This window comes from Haloterrigena salifodinae (assembly GCF_003977755.1).
GTDB lineage: Archaea > Halobacteriota > Halobacteria > Halobacteriales > Natrialbaceae > Haloterrigena > Haloterrigena salifodinae.
In genome coordinates this window covers 161,723-184,011 of record NZ_RQWN01000004.1, presented here as the reverse complement: position 1 = coordinate 184,011, position 22,289 = coordinate 161,723, and the positions used below count along the sequence as shown (strand labels likewise).

The 22,289-nt window shown below is 58.0% G+C and carries 18 protein-coding genes; 11 read left to right on the top strand and 7 right to left on the bottom strand.

Annotated features, from left to right (window positions below):
- Positions 1-51: 51 nt before the first annotated feature.
- A complete protein-coding gene (locus tag EH209_RS18970) occupies positions 52-1,446 on the bottom strand; it encodes an FAD-binding oxidoreductase (RefSeq protein WP_126664404.1) in 1,395 nt (464 codons plus the stop codon).
- Positions 1,447-2,167: 721 nt separating this feature from the next.
- On the opposite strand from EH209_RS18970, the gene EH209_RS18965 reads away from it, so the two are divergent.
- Positions 2,168-3,172, top strand: a complete 1,005-nt coding sequence (locus EH209_RS18965; protein ID WP_126664403.1) for a formate/nitrite transporter family protein — start codon at positions 2,168-2,170, stop codon at positions 3,170-3,172.
- Between the two features lie 401 nt (positions 3,173-3,573).
- On the opposite strand, the gene EH209_RS24240 is transcribed toward EH209_RS18965, so the two are convergent.
- Both EH209_RS24240 and EH209_RS18955 read right to left on the bottom strand, forming a co-directional pair.
- Complete coding sequence (locus EH209_RS24240) at positions 3,574-4,017, bottom strand: HTH domain-containing protein (RefSeq protein WP_249038851.1); 444 nt, start codon at positions 4,015-4,017, stop codon at positions 3,574-3,576.
- A 133-nt stretch (positions 4,018-4,150) separates the two neighbouring features.
- On the bottom strand, positions 4,151-4,444 hold the full coding sequence (locus EH209_RS18955; RefSeq protein ID WP_211338397.1) for a hypothetical protein: 294 nt from the start codon (positions 4,442-4,444) through the stop codon (positions 4,151-4,153).
- Between the two features lie 785 nt (positions 4,445-5,229).
- Between EH209_RS18955 and EH209_RS18950 the strand changes: the two genes are divergently transcribed.
- The 4 genes from EH209_RS18950 (at position 5,230) to EH209_RS18935 (ending at position 8,847) form a co-directional block, all read left to right on the top strand.
- Positions 5,230-5,862: a GAP family protein gene (locus EH209_RS18950; RefSeq protein WP_126664402.1), complete on the top strand. Its 633-nt coding sequence runs from the start codon at positions 5,230-5,232 to the stop codon at positions 5,860-5,862.
- Between the two features lie 167 nt (positions 5,863-6,029).
- The gene (locus EH209_RS18945; protein WP_126664401.1) at positions 6,030-7,403 is read left to right on the top strand and encodes a TIGR00341 family protein; all 1,374 of its coding nucleotides are present in this window, start codon (positions 6,030-6,032) and stop codon (positions 7,401-7,403) included.
- 472 nt (positions 7,404-7,875) lie between these two features.
- Positions 7,876-8,088, top strand: coding sequence for a hypothetical protein (locus EH209_RS25165; RefSeq protein ID WP_126664400.1), 213 nt, complete (start codon positions 7,876-7,878; stop codon positions 8,086-8,088).
- 123 nt (positions 8,089-8,211) lie between these two features.
- A complete protein-coding gene (locus EH209_RS18935; protein WP_126664399.1) occupies positions 8,212-8,847 on the top strand; it encodes an IS6 family transposase in 636 nt (211 codons plus the stop codon).
- Between the two features lie 25 nt (positions 8,848-8,872).
- Here EH209_RS18935 and EH209_RS18930 read toward each other — a convergent pair whose 3' ends face one another.
- Entirely contained in the window at positions 8,873-9,304 is a 432-nt protein-coding gene (locus EH209_RS18930) for an ester cyclase (RefSeq protein WP_211338389.1), read from the bottom strand.
- A 166-nt stretch (positions 9,305-9,470) separates the two neighbouring features.
- Between EH209_RS18930 and EH209_RS25055 the strand changes: the two genes are divergently transcribed.
- Positions 9,471-9,779 (top strand): HalOD1 output domain-containing protein, encoded by a 309-nt coding sequence (locus EH209_RS25055; RefSeq protein ID WP_343132695.1) that lies wholly within the window; start codon positions 9,471-9,473, stop codon positions 9,777-9,779.
- A 597-nt stretch (positions 9,780-10,376) separates the two neighbouring features.
- On the opposite strand, the gene EH209_RS24755 is transcribed toward EH209_RS25055, so the two are convergent.
- Complete coding sequence (locus EH209_RS24755) at positions 10,377-10,964, bottom strand: hypothetical protein (protein WP_249038850.1); 588 nt, start codon at positions 10,962-10,964, stop codon at positions 10,377-10,379.
- A gap of 365 nt (positions 10,965-11,329) precedes the next feature.
- Positions 11,330-11,545 (bottom strand): ArsR family transcriptional regulator, encoded by a 216-nt coding sequence (locus tag EH209_RS18920; protein ID WP_126664397.1) that lies wholly within the window; start codon positions 11,543-11,545, stop codon positions 11,330-11,332.
- A 141-nt stretch (positions 11,546-11,686) separates the two neighbouring features.
- Between EH209_RS18920 and EH209_RS18915 the strand changes: the two genes are divergently transcribed.
- The 5 genes from EH209_RS18915 to EH209_RS24750 all read left to right on the top strand — a co-directional run bounded on the left by EH209_RS18915 (position 11,687) and on the right by EH209_RS24750 (position 20,444).
- Positions 11,687-12,175, top strand: a complete 489-nt coding sequence (locus EH209_RS18915; RefSeq protein ID WP_126664396.1) for a hypothetical protein — start codon at positions 11,687-11,689, stop codon at positions 12,173-12,175.
- Between the two features lie 25 nt (positions 12,176-12,200).
- Positions 12,201-13,538 carry a hypothetical protein gene (locus EH209_RS18910; protein ID WP_126664395.1) on the top strand — a complete coding sequence of 446 codons (1,338 nt, stop codon included), beginning with the start codon at positions 12,201-12,203 and terminating at the stop codon, positions 13,536-13,538.
- 77 nt (positions 13,539-13,615) lie between these two features.
- On the top strand, positions 13,616-16,573 hold the full coding sequence (locus EH209_RS18905) for a VirB4 family type IV secretion system protein (RefSeq protein ID WP_126664394.1): 2,958 nt from the start codon (positions 13,616-13,618) through the stop codon (positions 16,571-16,573).
- Positions 16,573-17,631, top strand: a complete 1,059-nt coding sequence (locus EH209_RS18900; RefSeq protein WP_126664393.1) for a hypothetical protein — start codon at positions 16,573-16,575, stop codon at positions 17,629-17,631. Before EH209_RS18905 ends, EH209_RS18900 begins: the two co-directional genes overlap by 1 nt.
- Positions 17,628-20,444, top strand: a complete 2,817-nt coding sequence (locus tag EH209_RS24750) for a type IV secretory system conjugative DNA transfer family protein (protein ID WP_126664392.1) — start codon at positions 17,628-17,630, stop codon at positions 20,442-20,444. The genes EH209_RS18900 and EH209_RS24750 overlap by 4 nt, the downstream gene beginning before the upstream one ends.
- On the opposite strand, the gene EH209_RS18890 is transcribed toward EH209_RS24750, so the two are convergent.
- A complete protein-coding gene (locus tag EH209_RS18890) occupies positions 20,439-20,948 on the bottom strand; it encodes a winged helix-turn-helix domain-containing protein (protein WP_126664391.1) in 510 nt (169 codons plus the stop codon). The genes EH209_RS24750 and EH209_RS18890 overlap by 6 nt on opposite strands.
- Positions 20,949-22,289 lie beyond the last annotated feature (1,341 nt).

Sequence of the window (22,289 nt, the reverse complement as noted above, 5' to 3'; positions counted from 1 at the left end):
GCTGTCAAGAGAGGTGTGCTGGATACAAAGAATGTATGAACCACTTCCCTCCTAGTCCGCCGGCTTCACGTTTTGATTCAGTTGGAAGAGGTTCTCCGGGTCGTACTCGTTTTTCGACTCGACGAGTCGGTCGTAGTTCTCACCGTATGCGTTCCGCTCACGGCCCTCGCGGTCGCCCTCGAAGTTGACGTACGTCCCGCCCGTCGCACCTTCAGCGAGCGCATCGTGACACTCTCGAACCCACGCGATGCACTCGTCGTCCTTCGCCGGATCCTCCCAGCGTGCGCCGACGGTTACGATGTACTCCGTATTCCGGTGTGGGTATGCGGTCGCATCCGACGCGACATCGTTGACGGCCCCGCCGACCTGATGGATGAGTACCTCAGATTGCGGGGTCGGGGACCGTTCAGCGGAGTCGATTACGGTGTCGATCGTCTCTTCGGTGAGGGCCGTGAAATTGGGCGCCTTCCAGTAGTTTCGGGCACCCTCAGCGTACAGTTCGTCCAGCAGGCTCTGGACCTCGGTATAGCGCATCGGTTCGACGGCGTCGGCGATGGGATCGCCGTACTTACGGAGCGGTTCGAGCACCGCTTTGCCCTCATCGAGATCGCCGGCATAGAATCCCATCAGTATGAGAACCGTAGTTCCGTGGATCGCTTCGGGAAGGAACGGAAGCGGCGGCGCAGCGACGCTGTTCGCCCAGACAGTGCACTCTCGCGGTGCGCCTCGAGTAAACTCTCCGTAGCGGGCGAGCACGTCAGGTGCGTCCTCGTACGGATAGACAATCGGCCCGAAAAGCACTTGCGGGCCGACTTCGTGGAGATCGAATTCGAACGACGTGATGATCCCGAAGTTACCGCTTCCGCCGCGGATCGCCCAGAAGAGGTCCAGGTTCTCGTCTTCATTTGCGGTTACAAGCTCCCCGTCCGCGGTGACGACATCGACCGACCGAAGGTTGTCGATCGAAAGGCCGTATTTACGGCTGAGCCAGCCGATCCCACCGCCGAGCGTGACCCCGGCGACGCCGGTCGTCGAGATGACGCCGCCAGGTGTAGCGAGGCCGAACGCCTGCGTCTCGTGGTCGAGGTCGGCCATCGTCGCACCGGGCCCGATGCGGGCGGTTCGTGATGAGGAATCAACTCGTACCAATGAGATTGTGGACAGATCGATCGTGAGACCGTTGTCACAGATGGCGTTACCAGCGACGTTATGGCCGCCACCTTTGACTGAGAGCGGGAGATCGCGATCGCGGGCAAACTCCACGGCGGTCATCACGTCGGCTGCCCCGGCGGGGCGGACGATGACGGCCGGTTCCCGGTCGATCATCGCATTCCAGATCGATCGGGCCTCGTCGTAGCCGTCGTCTCCGGGACGGAGCACCTTGCCATGGGTTTCCTTAGCAAGCTTTTCGTATTCGAGTTCGTCGATCGGAGCGGTGATCGTCATAAGTCACGCCTCAAGCGAGGTACGATCACAGGGAATAGATAGGCATCTAGTGATAATCTGGCAGCCATTGCTGGTCATGCAACTGTTGCAAGAGCACACCACGATGCACGATAAGGGTGGTTTTCTTCGAGCTGATGGATCAATTGAGTGAATTCCCGATACCAGTTTAGTGAGACGGCAGTTCTTCGTTCCGACGGTCGGCCGTACTCACCGAGTGATCATCGGAATCCGCTGAATACGCGTCCAGTATTCAGCAGTAGCTGAACAAACCATCATATTTCAGATGGAAACCGTGTGCGAGATAGAGAGGATAAGTGCAGCACGTCGAATACTATCTCCCCGGCACTGTCAGTACCCGACTGCTGAATACAGGGGCTCGGCCTCGTTTAGACGTTAGTCTAGTGAGAGCAGCTCTGGGGCGTAAGTCTGATCCAATATGCGAATCGTCGCCGAGAACTTCGACTAGCGGTCAAAGCGATAATCCTATAGCCTCGATAGAACGAGAGATTGTGGTGACGGGCTTTCTTTCGATAGCACCTCTTACTTTCGCGTGACGACACCCGACTGTGGGTTCTATCGCCTTCGAATCCCGTGTCTAAATACGGCCAGAGACGTTATTCAGCGGGTAGTTCCGCTCATATTCACCCGGATGAACCACTCCAGCGCCGGTCCGTAATGCCCCGGGGAGGGATTACATATCCGGTGGTGCCGTAATGACTCTATGACAGGTGGGGACTCGCCTGACGAGGAGGAGACAGGAGAAAATCAATCCCTCCATCCCGACAAGGTCGAGGAGCGGTTCCGGGATGCGCTCGATCACGCACAAAGCGGCGCACCCGCTGCCGGTGCAGCCGTTCGAGACTGGTTTTCGACCGACGAGATTTTCCAGCGGGTCGTCGCGACCGCTGAAGAGGAGATCGACTCAAGCAGCCGCGAACTGTTTTACAGCGGATTGGCAGCCGGATTCGCGATCACACTGACGTTCCTCGGTCACGCCGCAGTCGCGGCAGCGGTGCCCGGCGAGCCGACCGGCTTACTGGCAGCGACGTTGTACCCGATCGGGTTCCTGTTCATCGTCATGGGACGGTACCAGCTGTTCACCGAGAACACGCTTCCACCGGTGACGCTGGTGTTGACCCGTATCGCCAGTCTGCCGCTCCTGTTACGTCTGTGGATGATCGTTCTCGTAGGCAACGTCTTGGGTGCGACGATGGGCGCGCTAGTACTGGCGAAGACCGGCGTGTTCACCCCCGAATCAACGCGGTTGGCCGTGGAGTTTGGATTAGAGGCCGTTGAGACACCGTGGTGGGACCTGTTCTTCAAGGCAATCTTCGCTGGATGGCTCGTCGCGGGCATGGTCTGGCTCAACCATGCAACGCGGGACTCGACCGCCCGTCTGCTGCTCATTTACGGGATCATCTATATGATTCCAGCGACCGGGCTCCATCACGTCGTCGTCACATCCTGCGAAGCCATGTACTTGGTGTTCTCCGATGCAGCCAGCCTGGCAGCCGTCACCGTAGATCTCTTCCTCCCGGTCCTCCTCGGCAACACGATCGGAGGCGTAGTCCTCGTTGCATTGCTGAACTACGCCCAAACCCGTGAACGGAGGTTCCCCAAGCAACAAGAGCGAGAGGCCCAGCTCACGCGATCCGAGTGGCTGTTCGGGAGTCTCGCAGGCCGGTCTCGAGTGCCACCCGCAACGGAAGCACCCCATTCGGAGTGACTGGGACGACGAAAACCCCGCAGGGCTCCGGGTGAACCTGTATCTGAGTTCGTTGCGATACTAAATACGCGCTCTGTATTCAGCACGGCTCTCCCAACATCCATATTGGCTGATGGAAGTAAGCGCGTTAGGTTCGCACACGTACTTACTGAACTACCCGATTCAGTTTCAGACAGAGTTCTGAAGGAAGGAACCGTGCTACCATCGACTGGTTAGGCACGAGAGGGTGTCAAGCGCAAAGCGCTTGCTGTTCAAGCGGTGGGCCCATCTGCACCGCTCGGTTATTCCCGGTAGGTTCTATCGCTGTGAGCGCAGCTGCTAATCGCAGCCACGATCCGACTCGGTGGTGATCGAGTAATCGCGACGGATCCGGCGGCCAGAACAGCACGCTGCCGAGTGGGTCATCGGGGATCACTGTATCGCGCTGGCGGGAGGAGTGTCTCGAGAAACGCGTCGGCGGCGTCGAGGAGCGTCTGGTTCACCTCGAGGACTGGTGGACCAACGGGATCGCGGCGTTCGGAAGTAGTCTGGAATGAGAGTGCTAGGCGGTACCCGGTCTCGTCAATCTGGATGAGATCGAACGCCTCGAACCGGTTGCGATAGTTCCGGATGGTCCGTGTTGAGACGCCTGCTTGGTCGGCGAGGTCACGCTGTGACAGGCGGTTTTTGGCTGTGAGAAGCGTCTGAACGATTCGTCCAACTGTTAGTGGGAGACCGGAGAGCAACTGCTCGGGATCGAGTGCTCCTAACGCGTAGCGGAGTTCGTCTGGTCGGAGTTCACGATGTTTCTCTTCATCGGCCAGTTGCTGCAGTGCTCGAGCAGTGGCGTACGGTGAGTTGGTCAATGCGTGAAGCAGCGAGACAGCGTCTCGAGTCGGTCGCAGGTTTTTCGACTGCAGGATCCGCGTCACAGTTGCTGCATAGGACGTCCGATCGACCGTCGAGAGGGAGACGTGGACAGCGAATTCGGGAGCGTCATCAGCGACCGCTGCTGGCCTCTCGAGCGTCTCGGTTTTTCGTCCCGGCGTGAAGGTCGACGCCGCGTTCGATGGCGTTCTCCGCGTACGGGAGACACGCTTCATCGAGTCGGGGCAGGTAATTGTGATGGAGCGAGATGATCGTCTGCTTGAGTTCCGTTTCCTCCCCTGAAACGAGTTGTTCGGCGAGTTCCGTTACAGAGAGGCCGCGAGGAGCATCAGTGAGCGCTGTTAAAATTTCACTATTAGTAGAGTCTGTAAGTATACGAAGGATTTCTTTGTCTTCTGTATCCATTGCTGGTGGCTATCCCCCTAAGAGTATTAAAAGCAGGCTTTAATCCACATATATCATTCTGGTATTATACCCTCTCAATTTCCATTGAACGTCATTACTTTCCGGCGCTCAGTTCGCAGACCTACCGAACGGCTGGTTCATTAGATTAGGCGTGAAACAAACGAGATCATCGCACTGAACTCATCCTCTGAGTCGATCACGCCACCTCTGACAGATTCGAGTAATTCAAACAAGCCGTGCTGAATAGATCGCGCAGATCTAACGCTGGTCCTTCTCTCAGCTATTGGTGATGTTGGCAGAGCCGTGTTGAGTATACAGTGCGAATGTAGAAAATACCGAACCTCACAACTTTTTTGCGCTGTTCAATTCCTACTCAGAGAACGCTAAAATACGAGATACGCCGTACGTATCTCGAACCCTTCGAGCTCTCGGCGGTGCGCTCGCCGTCGCGTATTATGCGGTACTCGTCGTCGAGAAGATGTGTCGCTATATTAGTACTCCCTTCTTTTGAATCAACATTCCTGAGATGATAAAACGTTCCGAGAAGTGCCTCATCTTGATCGTCAAGGGGGCTACGGCATGGGGTTCAATCGGCAACAGAGCGACTCCAGGCGAACGCAGTACGTGTAAGAAACAATGGCTATCGTGTTCCCCCAATAACACTAATGCCATCGTCGGCTTACTACTCTCCGACAAGGGAGCCCGATAATGTTGCACAATTCATACGTTCCCGCAAATAGAGGCTCTGGTCGACAGAACGAATCGGATCACAACGAGCACGAGCTATGAGTCTCGTGCAGGTGCTCCCGTTGGCCATCGTGATGATCGCGGGTCCACAGATACTCTCGCCCATCTTTCTCGCCACGAGCGAAGAGTGGCGGAAGAACTCTGCGGCGTACGTCTTCGGCGCGTCTCTTTCGATCAGTCTCATCGTCGTCGTCGCGTACCTCCTCGGGAACCGTTTCGGCGGTGGTGGCGGTCTACTCGGTGCGAGCGCGAAGCAACTGCTCTATCTCGTTGTCCTCGTCCTCCTCCTCTACGCGGCGGTGGAGACCTACCGAAAGCGGAACGTATCCGAACCGCCGGAGTGGATGGGGAAGTTGACCAGCGCGTCACCGCGGTTCTCGTTTCGGCTGGGGTTTCTCCTGTTGGGGGTCTTCCCGACCGACATTGTCACCTCGATTAGCGTCGGAACCTACCTCGCGGCGAACGGCGACCCGGTCACGGACGCGGCTGGGTTCGTCCTGCTCACACTCTTTATTTTAGCACTTCCGTCTCTTGGTGTGTTTGTCTTGGGCAAGCGGGCAGAAGCCACACTCCCGAAGATCCGCGACTGGATGAACGACAACTCGTGGATTATCTCCGAACTGGTGATCGGTCTGTTCGTCGTCCTGACGCTTCAGAACCTCCTCGGGTAAGACCGCTATCTACAGACAAGACGAAACTGATACTGGTATTCCCTCGTCGCACGGAATCGAATAGTGGTGGTACCGTGGGGCTTCGAAGCCGGTTTGTCCTCCGCGATATTCCTGACTAACATGTCATCTTAACAATTATTTATTGCTACAGACGTCCTTTACACCGTATGCGCCTCGTACAAGTATTGATCCCCGACGGATCACGAGAGAGTGTTCTCGGGGCTCTCGACGAGGAAGGGATCGACTACGCGGTCTTCGAAGAAGTCGGCCGGGGGGATTTCGAGGCCATGGTCCAGTTCCCCGTCCCGGCGAGCGGTGTCGAACCGATACTGGAGCGACTGACGGAGGCGGGAGTTCGAGAGGACGCTTACACGATCGTCATGGCGACGGAGACCGTCGTCTCACAACGGCTCCCGGAGTTGGTAGAACGGTTCCCGGGGCTACGCATCTCGCGGGAGGAGTTGTATACGCGAGCGCAAGACCTCGCGCCAGCCAACTCGACGTTTTTCGCATTCCTCATCCTGAGTACGATCATCGCAACTACAGGACTATTACTCGACTCCGCCGCCACCATCATCGGTGCGATGGTAGTCGCGCCACTCATGGGTCCCGCCATCTCCGCGAGCGTCGGGACGATTCTCGACGACCAGCGGATGGCATCTCGAGGTGTTAAGCTCCAAGTGACGGGGCTCGTCACAGCCATCGCGGTCGGTGCCGTCATGGGCTGGGTAGTGCAGCAGACGATTCTCGTTCCCCCCCAGCTCGACATTTTGAGCATCCCGCAGGTCACAGAACGGACAAATCCGAACTTTCTGGCGCTGTTTCTCGCTCTCGGTTCGGGCCTCGCCGGGGCGATTAGCATCATGCGGGGTGCCGGTTCGGCACTCGTGGGCGTGGCCATCGCCGTGGCGCTCATTCCCCCTGCGGCAACCTCCGGTCTGGGAATCGCGTTCGGGGTCCCTGGAGCCGCTGTCGGAGCGGGGATACTCGTCCTCGTGAACCTCCTCGCTATCAACCTCTCGGCGCTCATCCTGTTCTACGTAGCCGGCTTCAAACCGGTCGATGCGGGACAGTTCGAGAGCATGCGAGCGGCAGTGTTCTCTCGTATCGTAATTATCATCATTGGGGTTGCTGTCCTCTCTCTCGCCCTCGGTGCCGTCACCTGGACCACGTTCCAGACGCAGTCTTTCGAGGCGCAGGCTCAGGATCAAATCCAGAGAGAGTTCGACGAAGGGGGCATCGAAGGCGTCGAGCTCGTCGAGGTGACCGTCGACTACGAACCCGTCGACTTACTGCTCGGGAACGAGCCGGAAGTCAACGTCCTCATCGGAATTCCTCGCGACCGCGAGGCACCACCTGACCTCGCCCAACAACTTGACGACCTCTTGACCGAGCGACTGGGACAGGACGTCTACGTCCGGGTCGGATTCGTTGAGGCGGAGGTTTCCGAGGAAGAACCACCGAACCCCCCGCTCGGATGGCCCACCTCCTCGGACTACGCCGCGGGCGAACTTCGATACGACCGTCTCAGCGTCAGTTGATCGGTCGTTCCCCGCGTCCTGTTCGTCGGGGACGTCCAGAATCGACGCGAAGGACGGCGTGGCCGACGGCCAAGCGGGAGCCGCGACTGAAAGGCCTACAAGATGACCCAGAAGCTCGTGGCTATCAGCGACGAAAACGTTGCTTCATAGACTCGCTGCGCAGTGAGAAACGCCGCCCCTTCAATCGTACCAACCGTTAACGCAGCCTCGCTCACCTCCGGGAGAAGGAGCACGAATACGTATGTCACGGATGCGCCACCGGCGAATGACAGCAATCGCCGTAACAGCTCGGGTTCCAGCTCAACGACCTGCAGGGCCGATCACTCTACCACATTCAGGAGCGCATCGCTAGGATCAGGGAGACGATGGTGATCGAGCGAGACGGCCGACGGGTTGCGACGGTCACATGGCCCTCGTGAAACCCCTCCGGAACAGATTCGAGATCGAGGTCGCCGACGGCTAGAACCTCCAAGTGCAAGGGAACATTTTCGCTCACGAGTACACCATCACGCGGAACGGCGCCCCTGTCGCCACCATCTCCAGGCGGTGGTTCCGATTCCGCGATCTATATGGCGTCGAGGTGATGGCCGGTGAAGACCACGCGTTCGTGCTCGCTGTCACAGCCGCCATCGACACGATCGTGGCGAAGGGCAATCGGGGTCGGAATCGCGGTCGGGGTCGGTGAATTGACTCGCCTCCATCTTCGTTTATGACGATCGAGCCGGAGGAACTGTTCGCCAGGACGACGCCTACTGCGGCATTGTTTCGTTACGCGTGAAAAGTGAGGCGGTGCGATTTTATGGTGCCTATGTCAAAAATCGACCGCCTTAGCGGGTGTCGCGACTGGATTGATTTGAGTTTTGTGGAGCGCGAACGGACACCGCGTCAGCTGATGGAGGTCGGTATTCGACTCCATCTTGCTGATCTCTCGCTTTCGAATACCGTTCAGGAAATGGAGAAGTTCGGTGTCGATCGCAGTCAGAAGGTCGTTCACGATTGGGTTCACAAATGCGACCTACAGCCGGCAGTTGACAAGGAACCGAATCACGTCGCGCTCGATGAGACGGTGATTCAACTTGATGAATATCGCTATTGGCTGTATACTACTGTCGATCCGCAAACGAACAATATCCTCCATATATGGCTGTATCCAACGACTACGACCGCGTTGACAGAACGGTTTCTGCGGGAACTCACTGAGAAACATAACCTCGACGATGCCATGGTTCTCGTCGATGGCGCAAAACATCTCCAGACTGCACTCCGCCAAGCTGGGCTCCGATTTCGATACGAAAAACATGGAAATCGGAACAGTGCCGAACGTATCTCCCGTGACATAAAACGGCGTACTTCTTCGTTCTCAAACTGCTTTAGCCATGCAAAACCGTCGACAGCTGAATCGTGGCTCCACGCCTTCGCCGTCTGGCACAATGCGACAAACTAAACACGACCGAAAGAACGGGGACAGGTTATTTCCCGGGTTGGTCGACAGCTCCGAGTTGCTGCATCAATCCGAGTGTATCAGGCTGCACCCATCGTTCGACGATTTCACCATCCTCGATTCGGGTGAAGACCATATTTCCGACCTCGAATTCTTGGCCAGTCGGCTCAACACCCATAAACTCGCTCTCGTGGGTCCCTCGCAGGGTCACCCGCATAGCGACGGTATCTCCATCGGCGACGATATCCTCGACGGTCGCCGAGAAGTCCCCAAACGCGGTGCGAAGGGATTCAAGTTGGCTCTTGAGGTCTTCGCGGCCTCGCATCTCCCCAAGCGGACTGTGGTCAATTACGTCCTCGGCGCATATCTCATCGATAACATCGATCTTTCCCTTCGTCGCTACTTCCTCCGGGAAGCGACGTGCAATTTGCTTGTTCTCCTTTGTCGTGGTTGTGGCCATATCCATCACCATTTAACAGTAGGTTTCGTAAGGATATAAGGTAATAGGAGACATGCTCATAGGAGGTGAGTTCCGAAACTACAGGCAACTGTGTGGACGGCGTGGCCAGATTCTCTGCATCTCGTTTGAGGAGACCGATCGAGTAAGCCTGAGCCCATTATAATGAATGATGGTAACAACCCGTATACTCCTGTGGGAAGACCCCTATCAAACATGTAAAACCGTATCTCATTCGGTAGATTTTGGGAATCCATTTATAATAGACCCTGGGAGTAGAGCATCTATGAGGGAGACTAGCACACGAATCAACAAAAACGACTCTCAAACTAACGTGACTACATCTACCACTGTTGAATGGGAGCGGGGTACCGAGAATACGCCTGTTTCTGCAGTTGTCGCGGCGGTTGCAGAAGTCAAGGGATCTGACCCCGTTGAACTACCACCACTCTATGAGGCGATCACCCTGAAGCGCTAAATACTGGATATTTAGGGACTCTAAAGCCGAGAGGAGATCGATTGGAGGCGAAAAGGTGTATTGTTGTGAGACGTCTACACTCTCATCCATTGATCTATCGTGGCTGTTTCTTTCTCATAGTTCCACTGCCAGCCAATGACTCTTGCTTGATATGTGGGACAATTATCACTATCTGTCCATCCCCGGGTTGTGCTGTCCCTTCGAAAGCAGCTGCCACACCAAGCCATGCGCCGACTGCTGGATGTTCGAGTAGTCGATAGGGATCCGATGGCCAAAACAGCACACTGCCGAGTGGATCATCAGGATCGCCGTATCGCTCTGGTGGTAGTATTATCTCGAGGAGTGCATCGGCCGCGTCGAGCAGCGCCTGATCGTTCCCGGAGAAGTTGGGAACGACGGGAGTACGCCGCTCAGCGGGTGTCTGGAAGGACAGCGGCAGTCGATAGCCGTGCTCGTCGATGCAGATGAGATCAAGTGCCTCGAGCCGATCTCGATAGTTTCGAATCGCTCGTGTTAATACGTCTGCTCGGTCGGCGGGTTCTCGCTGTGAGAGACGATTATCGGCTGTCAACAGCGTCTGAACGATCCGGCCGACCGTCAAGAGGAAGACGTGGACAGCGAATTCGGGAGCGTCATCAGCGACCGCTGCTGGCGTCTCGAGTGCCTCCTCAAGGTATGGGTAAGACGATGGACATCTTCACCACGAACGACCACGGAGCCAATGAGCGTCCCTAACGGGACGTCGGCATCGACTGTCGGTGTGAGTGCGGTGTGACGCTTTTCCTCGCGAGACTCGAACAGTTGTCGGTACGAGGCAAACACACCGTATTTCGACTGAATTGCCGTCGAAATGCTGATCGAGGTTACGAGTTCTGTGAGCGAGTTCGTATCGAGTCCGAACGGTACTCGAAGTTCGCGAGTGATGTCGATCTCGAGAGCATTGAACAGATGGATGATCGAGTCAGCAAGGCCGTGAGCCGATCGCATAATCTCGCTGCGGAAGCGGTTGCGATCCTCGTACTCGCCAGCGGAGAGTTTCACGGTGAGATCCTCGAGGTCGGTGCCCCACTCGATGAATGCCTTACGAAGCGTCTCTGGATCATCGAGCGCTTCGTCGGAAAGGGCACCGATACAACGAGCGTCTCGCAAGATTGCCGGTGGATCCTCCAGCAACTCGAGTACCACGTCTCGTCTCGACTCTCCGATACCATCCGCTCAGACCTGCTCGCGTCTATTCCCAACCCGCTCGTGATTCTCTCAGCACTCGAGAATATCCATTTCTGAGCCCACCCGCCAGCGCTGGCGGCTCACGCGTCAGAACGGGCCACGATCGTACTTTCGGCTGGATAGTCTGTACCGGCGAGAGCCAATCGAACACATCGATACAACCAGTCTACACAGTACAGCGGACCGTATCACGGACCTGTAACTACTCACTATGAGGTCTTGGTTATGAATTCCAAAACTTCCCTTACATACTACCAGGAATGGCTCAAATCAGCTTCCATATTGCGCTTAAGTGACCTCTCGCTGCCTCTCAGGCGGGATCGTCAGCCGTCATCACTTTCTTCTCGCGGGTCCTTTACGAGCTCCCATAGCGCAGTGTTCTCGTGGAGATTTTTCGCATATCCCATTTTCCCGTACATCTTCAGCCGGTCGTGGATTTTGTACCGCGGAAGGTCGGTTTCGGTGACGAGGTACCCCTGCGTACATCGTCCTTCTGCGAGCATATCAAGGAGGATCTTGTCGGTCTCGTCGACTTCCATATTTGCTAGATATTACGCCGCTATCACTTTATCCTACGGATTGTAGATCATTATTGCTACGGTTCGTAGTACTATCCATACTATAGATATTACTACTAATCCAAAAATTAATCAGTAAATATATCGCAGTCTAGTTTGTAGATGTCACCAAACGAGATAGCCGAGGATGAAAAGAACGGTGTGACGAGTACGCTCCGACAGGTGCGCCGCGGATTCCAGAACCCTCGCGAAATACTGTTCTCATCGCCCATTCGGCGGGCGGTCGTGACAGTCACGGCGGTGAATCTCACCATTGGGACGGCAATGGCACAGCAGGCTAGCGAGGCAGCGGGGATGATATGTCAATCTGGGCTCGGCGAGCTCATCGGTCTCGGACTCGGTGCTGCAGTCGTGTTGCTCCTCCTACTTGCCGCCTTCCGGGGAACGATGGCATTCAAAGACCTGGGGCAAGGCCGGAGCGAGAAGAAGCGTGAGGGCCGCGAGAAGATGATGGGCGCCGGAATTACCGCAGTTGGGGCGTTCTTCCCGGCAATCTTCGGAATGGCGCTTGACCGCGTCGGCATCGGCGCGTTCTCGTGCATCGAGTGGAGTGGTATCGTTGGCATGGCCGTGACTGGTGTCCCGTTCTAAGCGGGTGGTTTGATGAAGAACATCAATGCTTTCAGACACACAGGATCGACGAGCAGCAGGTATCGCTCGCGTTGCAGTCATCCTCCTCTTGATCACGGCGACCGTCCCGATCGGGGCGGCCGCACAGATGAACCAGCCCGAGGACGAACTCGGAAACAACACGTACAACAACGAATCCTTTGGAGACCAGGCGTCTGGAAACGTGACGCTCGGAAACGAGACACTCGAGGTCGAGTCGGAAAAAGAAGGTGGCGGTCTCCTCGGGGGGACATTCAACCCCTATTCGTGGCTGAATGGCGCCCTCGAGTGGCTGATGAACATGGGTGCCGGAGCCGTGACAGCTGGGCTCAACTTCGTAAACGCAATCATCGCGAACGTCCCGGCGCCGGGAACACACGACGATCCAACCTCGTGGACGAACCCACAAAACGGCTGGTGGCCGGGGATTTGGGAGATGACGATGTGGACGACGAGCCTGGGTGTCGTTCTCGTCGGCGGCGCTGCGACGCTCGCATTTCGGCACAACGATCCGTTTCGCCGACGCCAGAAGTTACGGACCGCGCTCATTGCGTTCGTGATGATCATCTTGACGTGGCAAGTGACCGGCTTTCTCTTGCACTTCGGCGCTCAGGCGTCGGCCGCGTTCGCTCCGGGCGGCGAGGAGTTACTTGGGACACCAGACGGGATGGGAAAAATCCTGTCAGGTGGGATGTTGGCGTTCATCTTGCTCTATGCCTATGCCGGCGTAATCGTCCTTGGACTATTCGCGATTATCGCACAACACGTCTTGATCCACCTGTGTGTGGCCTTCTGGCCGGTCGCATGGGGCTGCAAGGCGTACGGCGAGGGGACGGTCGCAAGCCTCGGCAACTTCGTTGTCTGGCTATTCGGACTCCTAATCGGCGTCAATATCACGCAAGCGATGTTCTTGCGGTTACTGTACCTACTCCCGTGGGATGCGGGAGTCTCAGGGCCGGTTATCGGACTGATTGCGACGATCGTTGGACTCGGATTCGTCGGTGTTTATCTCCCGTGGTCGGCGCTGCAGACGGCCGATCGAGCCGCCAACGTCGGTCTCGGAATGAGTGCCATGAGTCGGCACAAGGGCAAGGAACACGCACAGAGTGCGAACGAGCGCGTCGGTCACGTCAAAGAGCGCGTCGAGACGTGGCGCGGCTCGACTACGGACACCAGGTCCGGAGCGCCGCACTCAACCGACTCTCCAGGCGTCTCGTCGGCCTCGAGCCGAAGGATCGGCCAGGTGGGATCAATCCAGTCGTCGGACAGCACGGGACGCTACTCGACCGATGGTAGCCGCACTCGAGAGCAGTTTGAGCGAGATCGAGACCGCGGCTTCCAGTAATCCGCTCTTTTTCGGCTTCGTTCTGTACTACGTACCCCAACAAACATTATGGCTAAAACCATAATACAATATGTATCATGAATGATGACGGCGGAACGGACCCGTCTCAGATCACGCTCCCGTATGTGGAATCCGGACTGAAAATCGGCGACTACCGCGCTCGAGACCTGTGGTACGGCACTCCGGGATTCATCGCTCTCGGCGGCGCGATCGGCGCACTGACCGTGGGAGCGGACGACCTCATCATTCCACTCACATCAATTGGGCTGCCGGCGGCGGCAATCGGCCCAGTGTTTGCGAGCCGGGCTGACGACACCACGACTGGACTCGACAAAATGCGCTCCCCTGTTCGCTACTTCCGGCAGAAACGACAGCATCCGATCCCTCAAGAGGACGCCGCTGACGACCTCGTGCATGGCGTCCGGAAGATCCGCCGTGACGGCGCGGCGGTCATGGCTGATGGGCGGATGGTTGGCTTGCTTCGGATCGAGCCGCGGAATACAGACACTGAGACACGCAACGAGCTGCAGGCAGTCCTCTCGTCGCTCTCGACGCGGATCGACGAGACGCTCGAGCATGGCTTTCGATACTATTCGACGACAACCGAATTCGATCCCTCGGACGTGGTCGGCAAGTACCGTGAGGCTGCGTTTTCAGAGCACCTCGCTGGCGACAACTGGGCTGGCGCTCGCGAACTCTTGCACGACGTCGCCGACTGGTATGAGCGAAGCGAGACACCGCGCTGGGACGCGAAGCAGTGGCGCCACTACGTCGTCGTCGCGGTCGACAGCGAAGACGTCGACACAACCGGCCTCGATCTGTCCGCCTCTGTTCTCGACGGGATAAAAGAGGTCTTCGGCTCCGGCTCTGATGCCGGTGTCGACGACGAGGAATGGTACAGTCGGATGTCTGCTGCCCTCGAGAAGCGTCTCGAGCGGGTTGGGACAGTCTTCGGCGCTGTGACCGGCGTCGAGGTCGAACGCGTTGGTCCCGCCGAAAACGCGCTCCTCCACAGCCGCTATTGGTCCGGCGTTGATCACAACTTCGACGATGTGACTGAGGTTCGAGAGGGACGGCTCGAGGAGATCCTCTCGGCGCCAAGCTATGACATCGACTCCGATCACATCCGCGTCGGCGATCAATACTGCAGAACCTACTGGATCGCCGAGTGGCCGGTCGAACCCGATCCTGGATTCTTGCAGGGGCTCGTGACGATGAGCGGCGTCGACGTCGACGTGACACTCCACGCTCGAGCACGGGATAAAGCGGATACCGAGTACGAGCTCGAACACGCAATTGCCGAGATCAATGCCGATATCGAGGAGCGCGAAGAGGCGACTGATATCTCAGCGATGACGGTCAGTGACGACATGGAGGCGTACGTCCAGGCGTACAAGCTCCTCCATAACACGTCCGTTCGTCCGTGGGACCTCAACGGGTACATCACTGTTCGCGCCGGGACGAGAGCCGCACTCGAGCGAGCAGAGACAACGATCGAAAACGGCGCGAATTCGGACGATCTCAACTTCGACGTCGAGAAGCGCCGGGCGCTCGAGGATCGGTGCGAGGACATCCGCGATGTCGCTGAGTCAACGCCCGCGAGTCTCACGCTCCTCTCGCCCGATACCCGACAGCGCGACCTCTACGTTTCCGGGAGTCCGACTGCGCCTGACGTGTACGACGACGTCAGTCATCGCGACCGCTATACGATGGTCTTGGGCGGCGTCCTTGGTGCCGCATTCCCGGGACTCTCGGTCGAGATTCGTCACGAGAACGGCGTCGAGTGGGGCCGGAAACTGCAGGACGGAAGCGAGGTCTCGGCGGATCCGGCCGCTGTTGGTGGCCCCGCGCATGCGCTGTTTATTGGCGACTCTGGCTCCGGGAAGTCGTTCTCCACCTTACAGAAAATCGTCCGCTGGTATCTCGCCGAGGACGATCGGACGGTCGTGCTGTGCGATACCTTTGGCGACTTCGCCGGGATCGCCGAACTACTGAACGGGACACACGTCGTTCTCGGCGGCAAGGACTCCATCAATCCGCTGAATATCTCCGAGACGCCCGAGCGTGTTCGTGAGACCGGGATCGACCCGTTCGGGATGAAGATCGACGCCGTCAACGCGTTCATCAGCGGCGTCCTCCGCGAGCAGGGTGTCGATGCTGGCGAGTACACGACGCTGATCAAGGAGTGCGCATACGAAACCTACCGGAAGGCAGGGATCAAGCCGGACGACTACTCGACGCACGGCCTCGAGAGCCCGACGATGGCCGACTACATCGACACACTTCGCGAGATCGCGAACAATCCCGAAGGCCCTGCGCTCTCCGAGTCGACAATGGAGGTTACCGAGATCGAGAGCAACGCGGCGACGCTACTCCGCAAGCTCTCTGGCTTCCAGGAGGGTCGTGAGTACGCCGAACTCGCCGGGACGGGCAGTGCCGAGATCACGCCCGGCGGCGTCTCCTACCTGGATCTGCAACAGATGGAGAACGAGGGCGCGGTCGGCAAGTCCGTCATGCTGCAGCTGATGCTCGACAGAGTCTATGAGGCTGTCCAGAACGCGCCCGGAGAGACGCTGTTCCTGATCGACGAGGCCCATTACTTGCTCGAGTCTGCGGAGACTGTCGAGTGGCTGCAGCGGGCGGCCCGCCACTGGAGACACTACGAGGCGGGCGTCTGGTTCGCTAGTCAGTCGCCCGCGGAGTTCGTCTCCGGTGAGGATGAGGACGATCACAAGGACACGATCCGCAAACAGGCAACGACGATCCAGTTTACACAGACGGACCTCGATCGCGAGACCGCCGAACTCTTCGATTTCAATGACCTGCAGTACGAGTTCATCAGAGAGCGGGCCACTCGAGGCGACTCGGGACAGGGGTACTCCGAGGCCTTGATCAACTTCAATGCGATCGAGGGGTGGTTCCGGACTCGAATTCGGGCATCAGACTTCGAGACGGCCGTATTGACGTACGAGCCCGAGGACGACGTGAGCCTCGAGGAGCACATTCGCGCCGAGTATGGGGAGGTGACGGCGTAATGTCGCTCCTTTCTCGGCTGTTCGGTGACAATGCCTCAGATCCGAATCCATCGAACTACGCCTCGACACAGCTCACGAGTTCGCACATACAGACCGCAGACGAGACACCTGGTGTCCTCCTGCAGATTCAGCCACATGCCGAGAATCAGGGCATGGTCGACGCGGCAGGCCTGCTCCAGTCGGTCCATGACGTAACGACCAACTTTCGCGGCAAGAACACGAGCGACTCGCACACGTACGAGCTCTGGTTCGACGGCGAGCGCATTCGGTTCTTCATGCACGCCGCAAGCGAGTCCGCGGCTGACAAGTTCCGCCGACGCGTCGGCAACAACTACGCCAACAGCGCCGTTTTCGAGGCCGGCGGCGAGGGCTTCCCGCCGCTCGAGGCGGGTGAGTACGTCGCTGGTGCTCGCCTGAGCCTTGCGCGACACTACTACTACCCGATTCACCACTTCCGTGACGGCGAGGGATTCGAGCGCGATCCCTACGGCGAGATCACCAGCGAGATGCTCTCGACCGAGGAGACGGCCGTCGTCGTCCAGGTCGCATTCCGCCCGGAGCCGGCGAATTGGACCGACGGCGGCTGGCGTGGCGAATCCGTCGATGATGTCGCCGAGGGCCTTCGCGACGGTCACGTGAAGGGGTGGATCAATCCCCGCGTTCGGGACGCATCTTCGAAAGAGAAACAGTCGGCGAAGATCGTCGAGCAACAGCGCGGGCAACAGGCCTTTAGCACGAATATCCGCGTTCTCGCGGCCTCTCCGAACCAGACTGAGGCCGAAGCTCGCGCTCGAGGCGTGGCGGGGATGTTCGTGAAGTACTATAACGCGACGACAGAGCAAGGATTCGTCGCCGAGTCGGTCGCTGATGCTCGGACGCTGATCAACGACGTCCACTCGAGGGCGTGGTCCGAGCGGGAGATGATCTTGACCGTCGACGAGCTCGCCAGCGCTGCACACATCCCGAACGAGGAGATCGAGACACCACGGATCGACTGGAAACACACGCAAGAGGGCTCGCGGGTTCCTGCGGACTCGAACAAGAGTGAGAACCGATGAACCTGTTTGGATTTGGATCAAGTTCCGACGACGACAGCGACGAGAGCGAGGACGTCCAGGACGAGGAGACGACCGCCACGGGAGAGACGTACGATATCACGCCGACTGGTGTGGAACGTATCGGCGGCGTCGAGGCCATCACAGAGACCGAAGCGGAAGGTGTCGTTGCTGGCCCTGCCGTCCGTCGGATTCTCGAGGAGGGCCACAGTAATCCGGAGAAGGACTTGTGGGTCGGATACACTGAAGATCCACAAGAAGGGTTCCGCGAGGCCGGGATCCCGTTCGGGTCACTCGCCCAACACCTCTGGGTGGCTGGCGTTTCTGGCGCCGGCAAAACGACGGAACTACTCAACTGGATGATCCAGTTGGCGTACTCTGGACACGGGTTCGCGTACTTCGATCCCAAGGGCAAGGACTCACGGGAACTCCTTCGGAAACTCCCAGAACAGCGGCTCGATGACGTGGTTTGGATTGAGCCGGGGACCGAGAACGAGCAGGAGATCGGTCTGAACCTGCTTGATGTCCCGGAGACAGCCAGTGACGTCGAACTCGAGACGGGAATTGAAAGTCGCCTCGAGAATCTGAAAGCCGCGTTAGCCGCGAAAGGCGAACTTCACGCGACGATGGAGTCAGTGACCGAATCGATGGCTCGAGCCATGATGAAGGCGAACGCCGACCCGGAGCGGCCCAACTACGGCGTTATTGACTTCTATTTCATCCTGTTGAACCAGGAGCGCCGGGAGACGTTCGCTGAGGAGTGTCCCGACCCCTATGTCGGCGAGTTCCTCGAGCAAGTCGCCGAGATGGACGAGGAACAACTCCGCCCGCTCATGAAGCGTGTGAAAGCGTGGGTTGAGAATGGCGTCGTGCGTCGGATCATTGCCCGGCGAGAGTCAACGATCGACTGGCGCGACCTCATCGATGAGGATCGGATTGTCGTCCTTCGCACGCCTGTCGACAGTACAGACGTGAAACGACTGACGACACTCGCCGCGATGCGTGGGATTTGGTCAGCGGTGCAAAATCGGTCGTACGAGACGATGGACCCGGACCCCTACTTCATATTTGCCGACGAGTTCGACGACATCGCCAGTGAGCAACTTGACATCAAATCGATGCTCGCGAGAGCGCGATCGATGAACCTGAGCGTCACTGCTGCCGTCCAATACCCGTCACAACTCGACGAGAGCGTGTTGAAGCCGTTCAAGAATAACGCTGACAATCTGGTCACGTTCAAGGCGAACGACGCCGATGACGCGAAAATCTTGACAGACCGGTTCAAGGGGTACAATCCAGACGACCTCATACAAACCGAGAAGTACAAAGTATGGACTCGGCTCCCAACCGGCGGGGGCGAGTACTCGAGGCCGCTGAAACTCTCGGCATTCGCGCCCTACCCGCCGCTTCGGGGCAAAGGCGCCGTCGACGAGATTATCTCCGACAGTCTCGAGCGGTACGGCGAGCAGCCACTCACTGACGAACAGATTCAACGAGAGCTGCCATTCGGTGGACTCGCCGAGTCGGGCGTCGATCTCCTTACCGACGAGAGCACGCAAGGAGACGTCTGCAAGGCCGTCCACGATGAAGCACTCCGGTCGGACCGGGATGACCTCTCGATCCCACTCGAGGAGTGCGAGGACGTGATTCGAGCCGCGCTCCCGGAACATGACGAGACTCGGACAGACAGCCGAGAACGCCTCTGGCGGAACGTTCTGCAGCCGATTCCCGACTCGATGCTCTCGGAGACCGAGCGGGACGGCGATCTATGGCTGTCTGTCGGCGACGAGACTATATCGGCCATCCAGGACGTAGGCGACGACGAGAGTTCCGGCGGTGCACTGCACGCACTCGTTCTGCAGGACGCGTACCCCGCGTTCAACGAGCTCGGTGCCGACGTGGCAATCGCCGAGCAAGGCGAGGGCACCAAGAGCCTTCCAGATGGGACGCTTGATCCGATGCCGCTGCTTGAGGTCGACAGTGACGCCGATCCCGTGGCAATCGCCGAAGCGCTCGAGGAGTTCCGCGAAGAGTATCCGACGGTCGACGCTCTCACTGGCGGCCGAGAGGCCGTTCTCGAGGCCGAGAAGAGCACAGGATCGACGAAACAGGGACAGACCGTCCGCAACCTCGCGAGTGCGTTCAGCGAGGGTAAGAACTGTCTATTCGTCTGCCGAGAGGACGTCGCCGAGAACGTCTGGAAAACGCTGGCCGAGGAGCCACGAGGCGCTCGAGAGCGACACTCCGTTTCCGGAAAAATCCGGTTCTACAACCTTCGACCCCTGAGTATTGACGGGGAAAGAGTGTATCGTCCCGGCGCTCGCGAAGACGTGTGGGTCCGCGACGAAACCACCGGCGAGATTATTCTCCGAGATGGCGCCGGCGAGGAGCACGCTCGGTTCCCCGACGCCAAGAGTGTCTTCACCGACATCGATCGCTACCCAGCGGTCGACAACGAGGTCGACAAGAGTATGCGAACCATCAAAACGCCGATAATCCCGGAATACGAGTTCAACGGCGAGACCCCGGAGCCTGGCAAGGACTGGTACATCATCGTGGTGCCGACGATCGACGAGGACGAGACGCTGTCCGTCGACGACCTCAAGGTCTACGTTGACGGGATGACCATCCCGCTCTCGAGTCTCGGTCGTGACGATCGTGACGACGGCGGCGACGAGCCCCAGAATGAGAGCAACGACGATCTGGAGCCCGATCCAGAAGAAGACGATAACAGCGAGGCAGCCAGCGAGACGACTGCTAGCAGCAACGAGAACACGAACAACAAGAACATGGAATCGCTTGACCGACTCCTATAAATCGGCGTTGGTCACAATCTCTGAGACCTGCTGTTGGGTCTGTTTATCTTGAGATTCGGCAATCACTTTCAGTATCTCTACGATCGTTTTCCGGCGTTTGCGCGTTTCGTCTTCGAGATCTTCGATCCGATTTTCCAGTGCTGTCACGCGCTCCGCTGTTGCGGCCCCTTTTGGCGGAGTGAGTGCATCTGAGTACTCTTCGACGAATTCTTCTCCCTTCTCGCTGAGCCGCCAGACGCGGGCTTTCCGTCCGCCGCCTTGGCTGTACTCTCGCTCCCCCGTCTCTTCGAGGATGCCCCACTCGGTGAGGGTAACGAGATAGTGATTCATACTCCCGCTAGGGACGTTGGCTCGATTTCGGATTTCTGACGTGTTCAGAGTGTCGCTCTCAGCGCTTACCAGTGCACTCAGGATGTTGCGTCGATGTTCATTTCCCTGGTCAAGTTTTTCCTGGATTTCGTCGGCTTCTTTGGGGGAGAGGGTGGCGGATGTATCAGATGTCATAGTCTACTATACTCAAGGCTAACGAACTACTCCAACAATAATATTCTGGTTGGATTCAATTGAGTCAAGAAACACCGAGTGCTGTACATGAGCCAGCCGAAAACCAAAAAATAACGCAGAGTGGGAAAATCCAGAGTAGTATCAACATCCTGTCACAGATGTGCGCGACAGATCTCGAGGAGAGTTCAGCACAGAAACCACGGGGAAATCGAGGTGGGAACCAGAGTCAGACTGACGAGTGCAACAGCAGAGGATGGCACCCGAATATATCACAAGAGAGAGGATGGACAAAATGACGCGAACAGGGGCACCCCAGCGGACGCAGAGAGCCGACGGAAACTCGAGTGAGCTCCAGGTACCCAGAGTAGGGAACAACCAGCAGTGGGACAGTCCACTCGAGAGTGACGGCGAGGAAGACAGCCGGAATGAGACTGTGGGACAGTCAGGGTGTATCAGACCCAGAGCGGAAAGGTGCAGAGATGAAGGGGGACAGTCCAGCAATGCGAGCAGCGCCCGCAGAGCAGAGTATACCGCGCAGCAGGACAGTCAGCACTGAGAGCGCCGACAGCGCCGCCATCCAGGACAGCGAGAAACTGTGACCACGTGAACTCGAGCAGCGCGACTCTGGAGACCGCGTAACGATAGCGACAGCGCTAGGACAGCACAGCGCTGGTCTCTCCCGGCAAGAGAGGGACGTCCAGCAGTGCGAGCAGTGGTCCCCCAAAGCAGAGTGTACTGCCAGCGGACAGTCAACACCGGGAGAACGGCAAGCCGCCAACAGACCAGTGTACCGCACAGTAGGAGATCGCGCAGCGAGAGGCTGCAACAGTAGGACACAACGGCGACAGCGATGAGGTAACCCCAGGGACTGAGTGAGGTCCAGCAAAGCATGGCTGTGGGACTGCACAGGACAGTCACCACCGACGAGAGTGAGGACAGTCCTCTGCTGCCGAAATAGGCCAACAAAGACGCAAAGCGTCAGTGTGGGGGGGTGCCAACCGGTAGGACCGGCCTATTGGGTGCCAACGTGAGTAACATAGATCAATTCCTCTTATCTTAATGCACTGCTAGGGGTGCCAGCATCGACGCACCATCTGGGCCACCGTGACCGCACTAGTTGGGTGCCGTCTTGTGCGAAACACGGGGGTTCCAGAACAGCGGATCACGTAGACTCGAGTTCATGAGTGAACTCGACGACAGTAGGGGACTGTCACTTGTGAACTCCAGTTCAGTAGGACCATCCACGAGCGACACGGCACCGTGTCAGCCAACATGCAACAGGGGGACTGTCAGTTCTGGTGACCAGCATGTCCTGGACTTCGGCGGCTTCCAGCCGAGTGG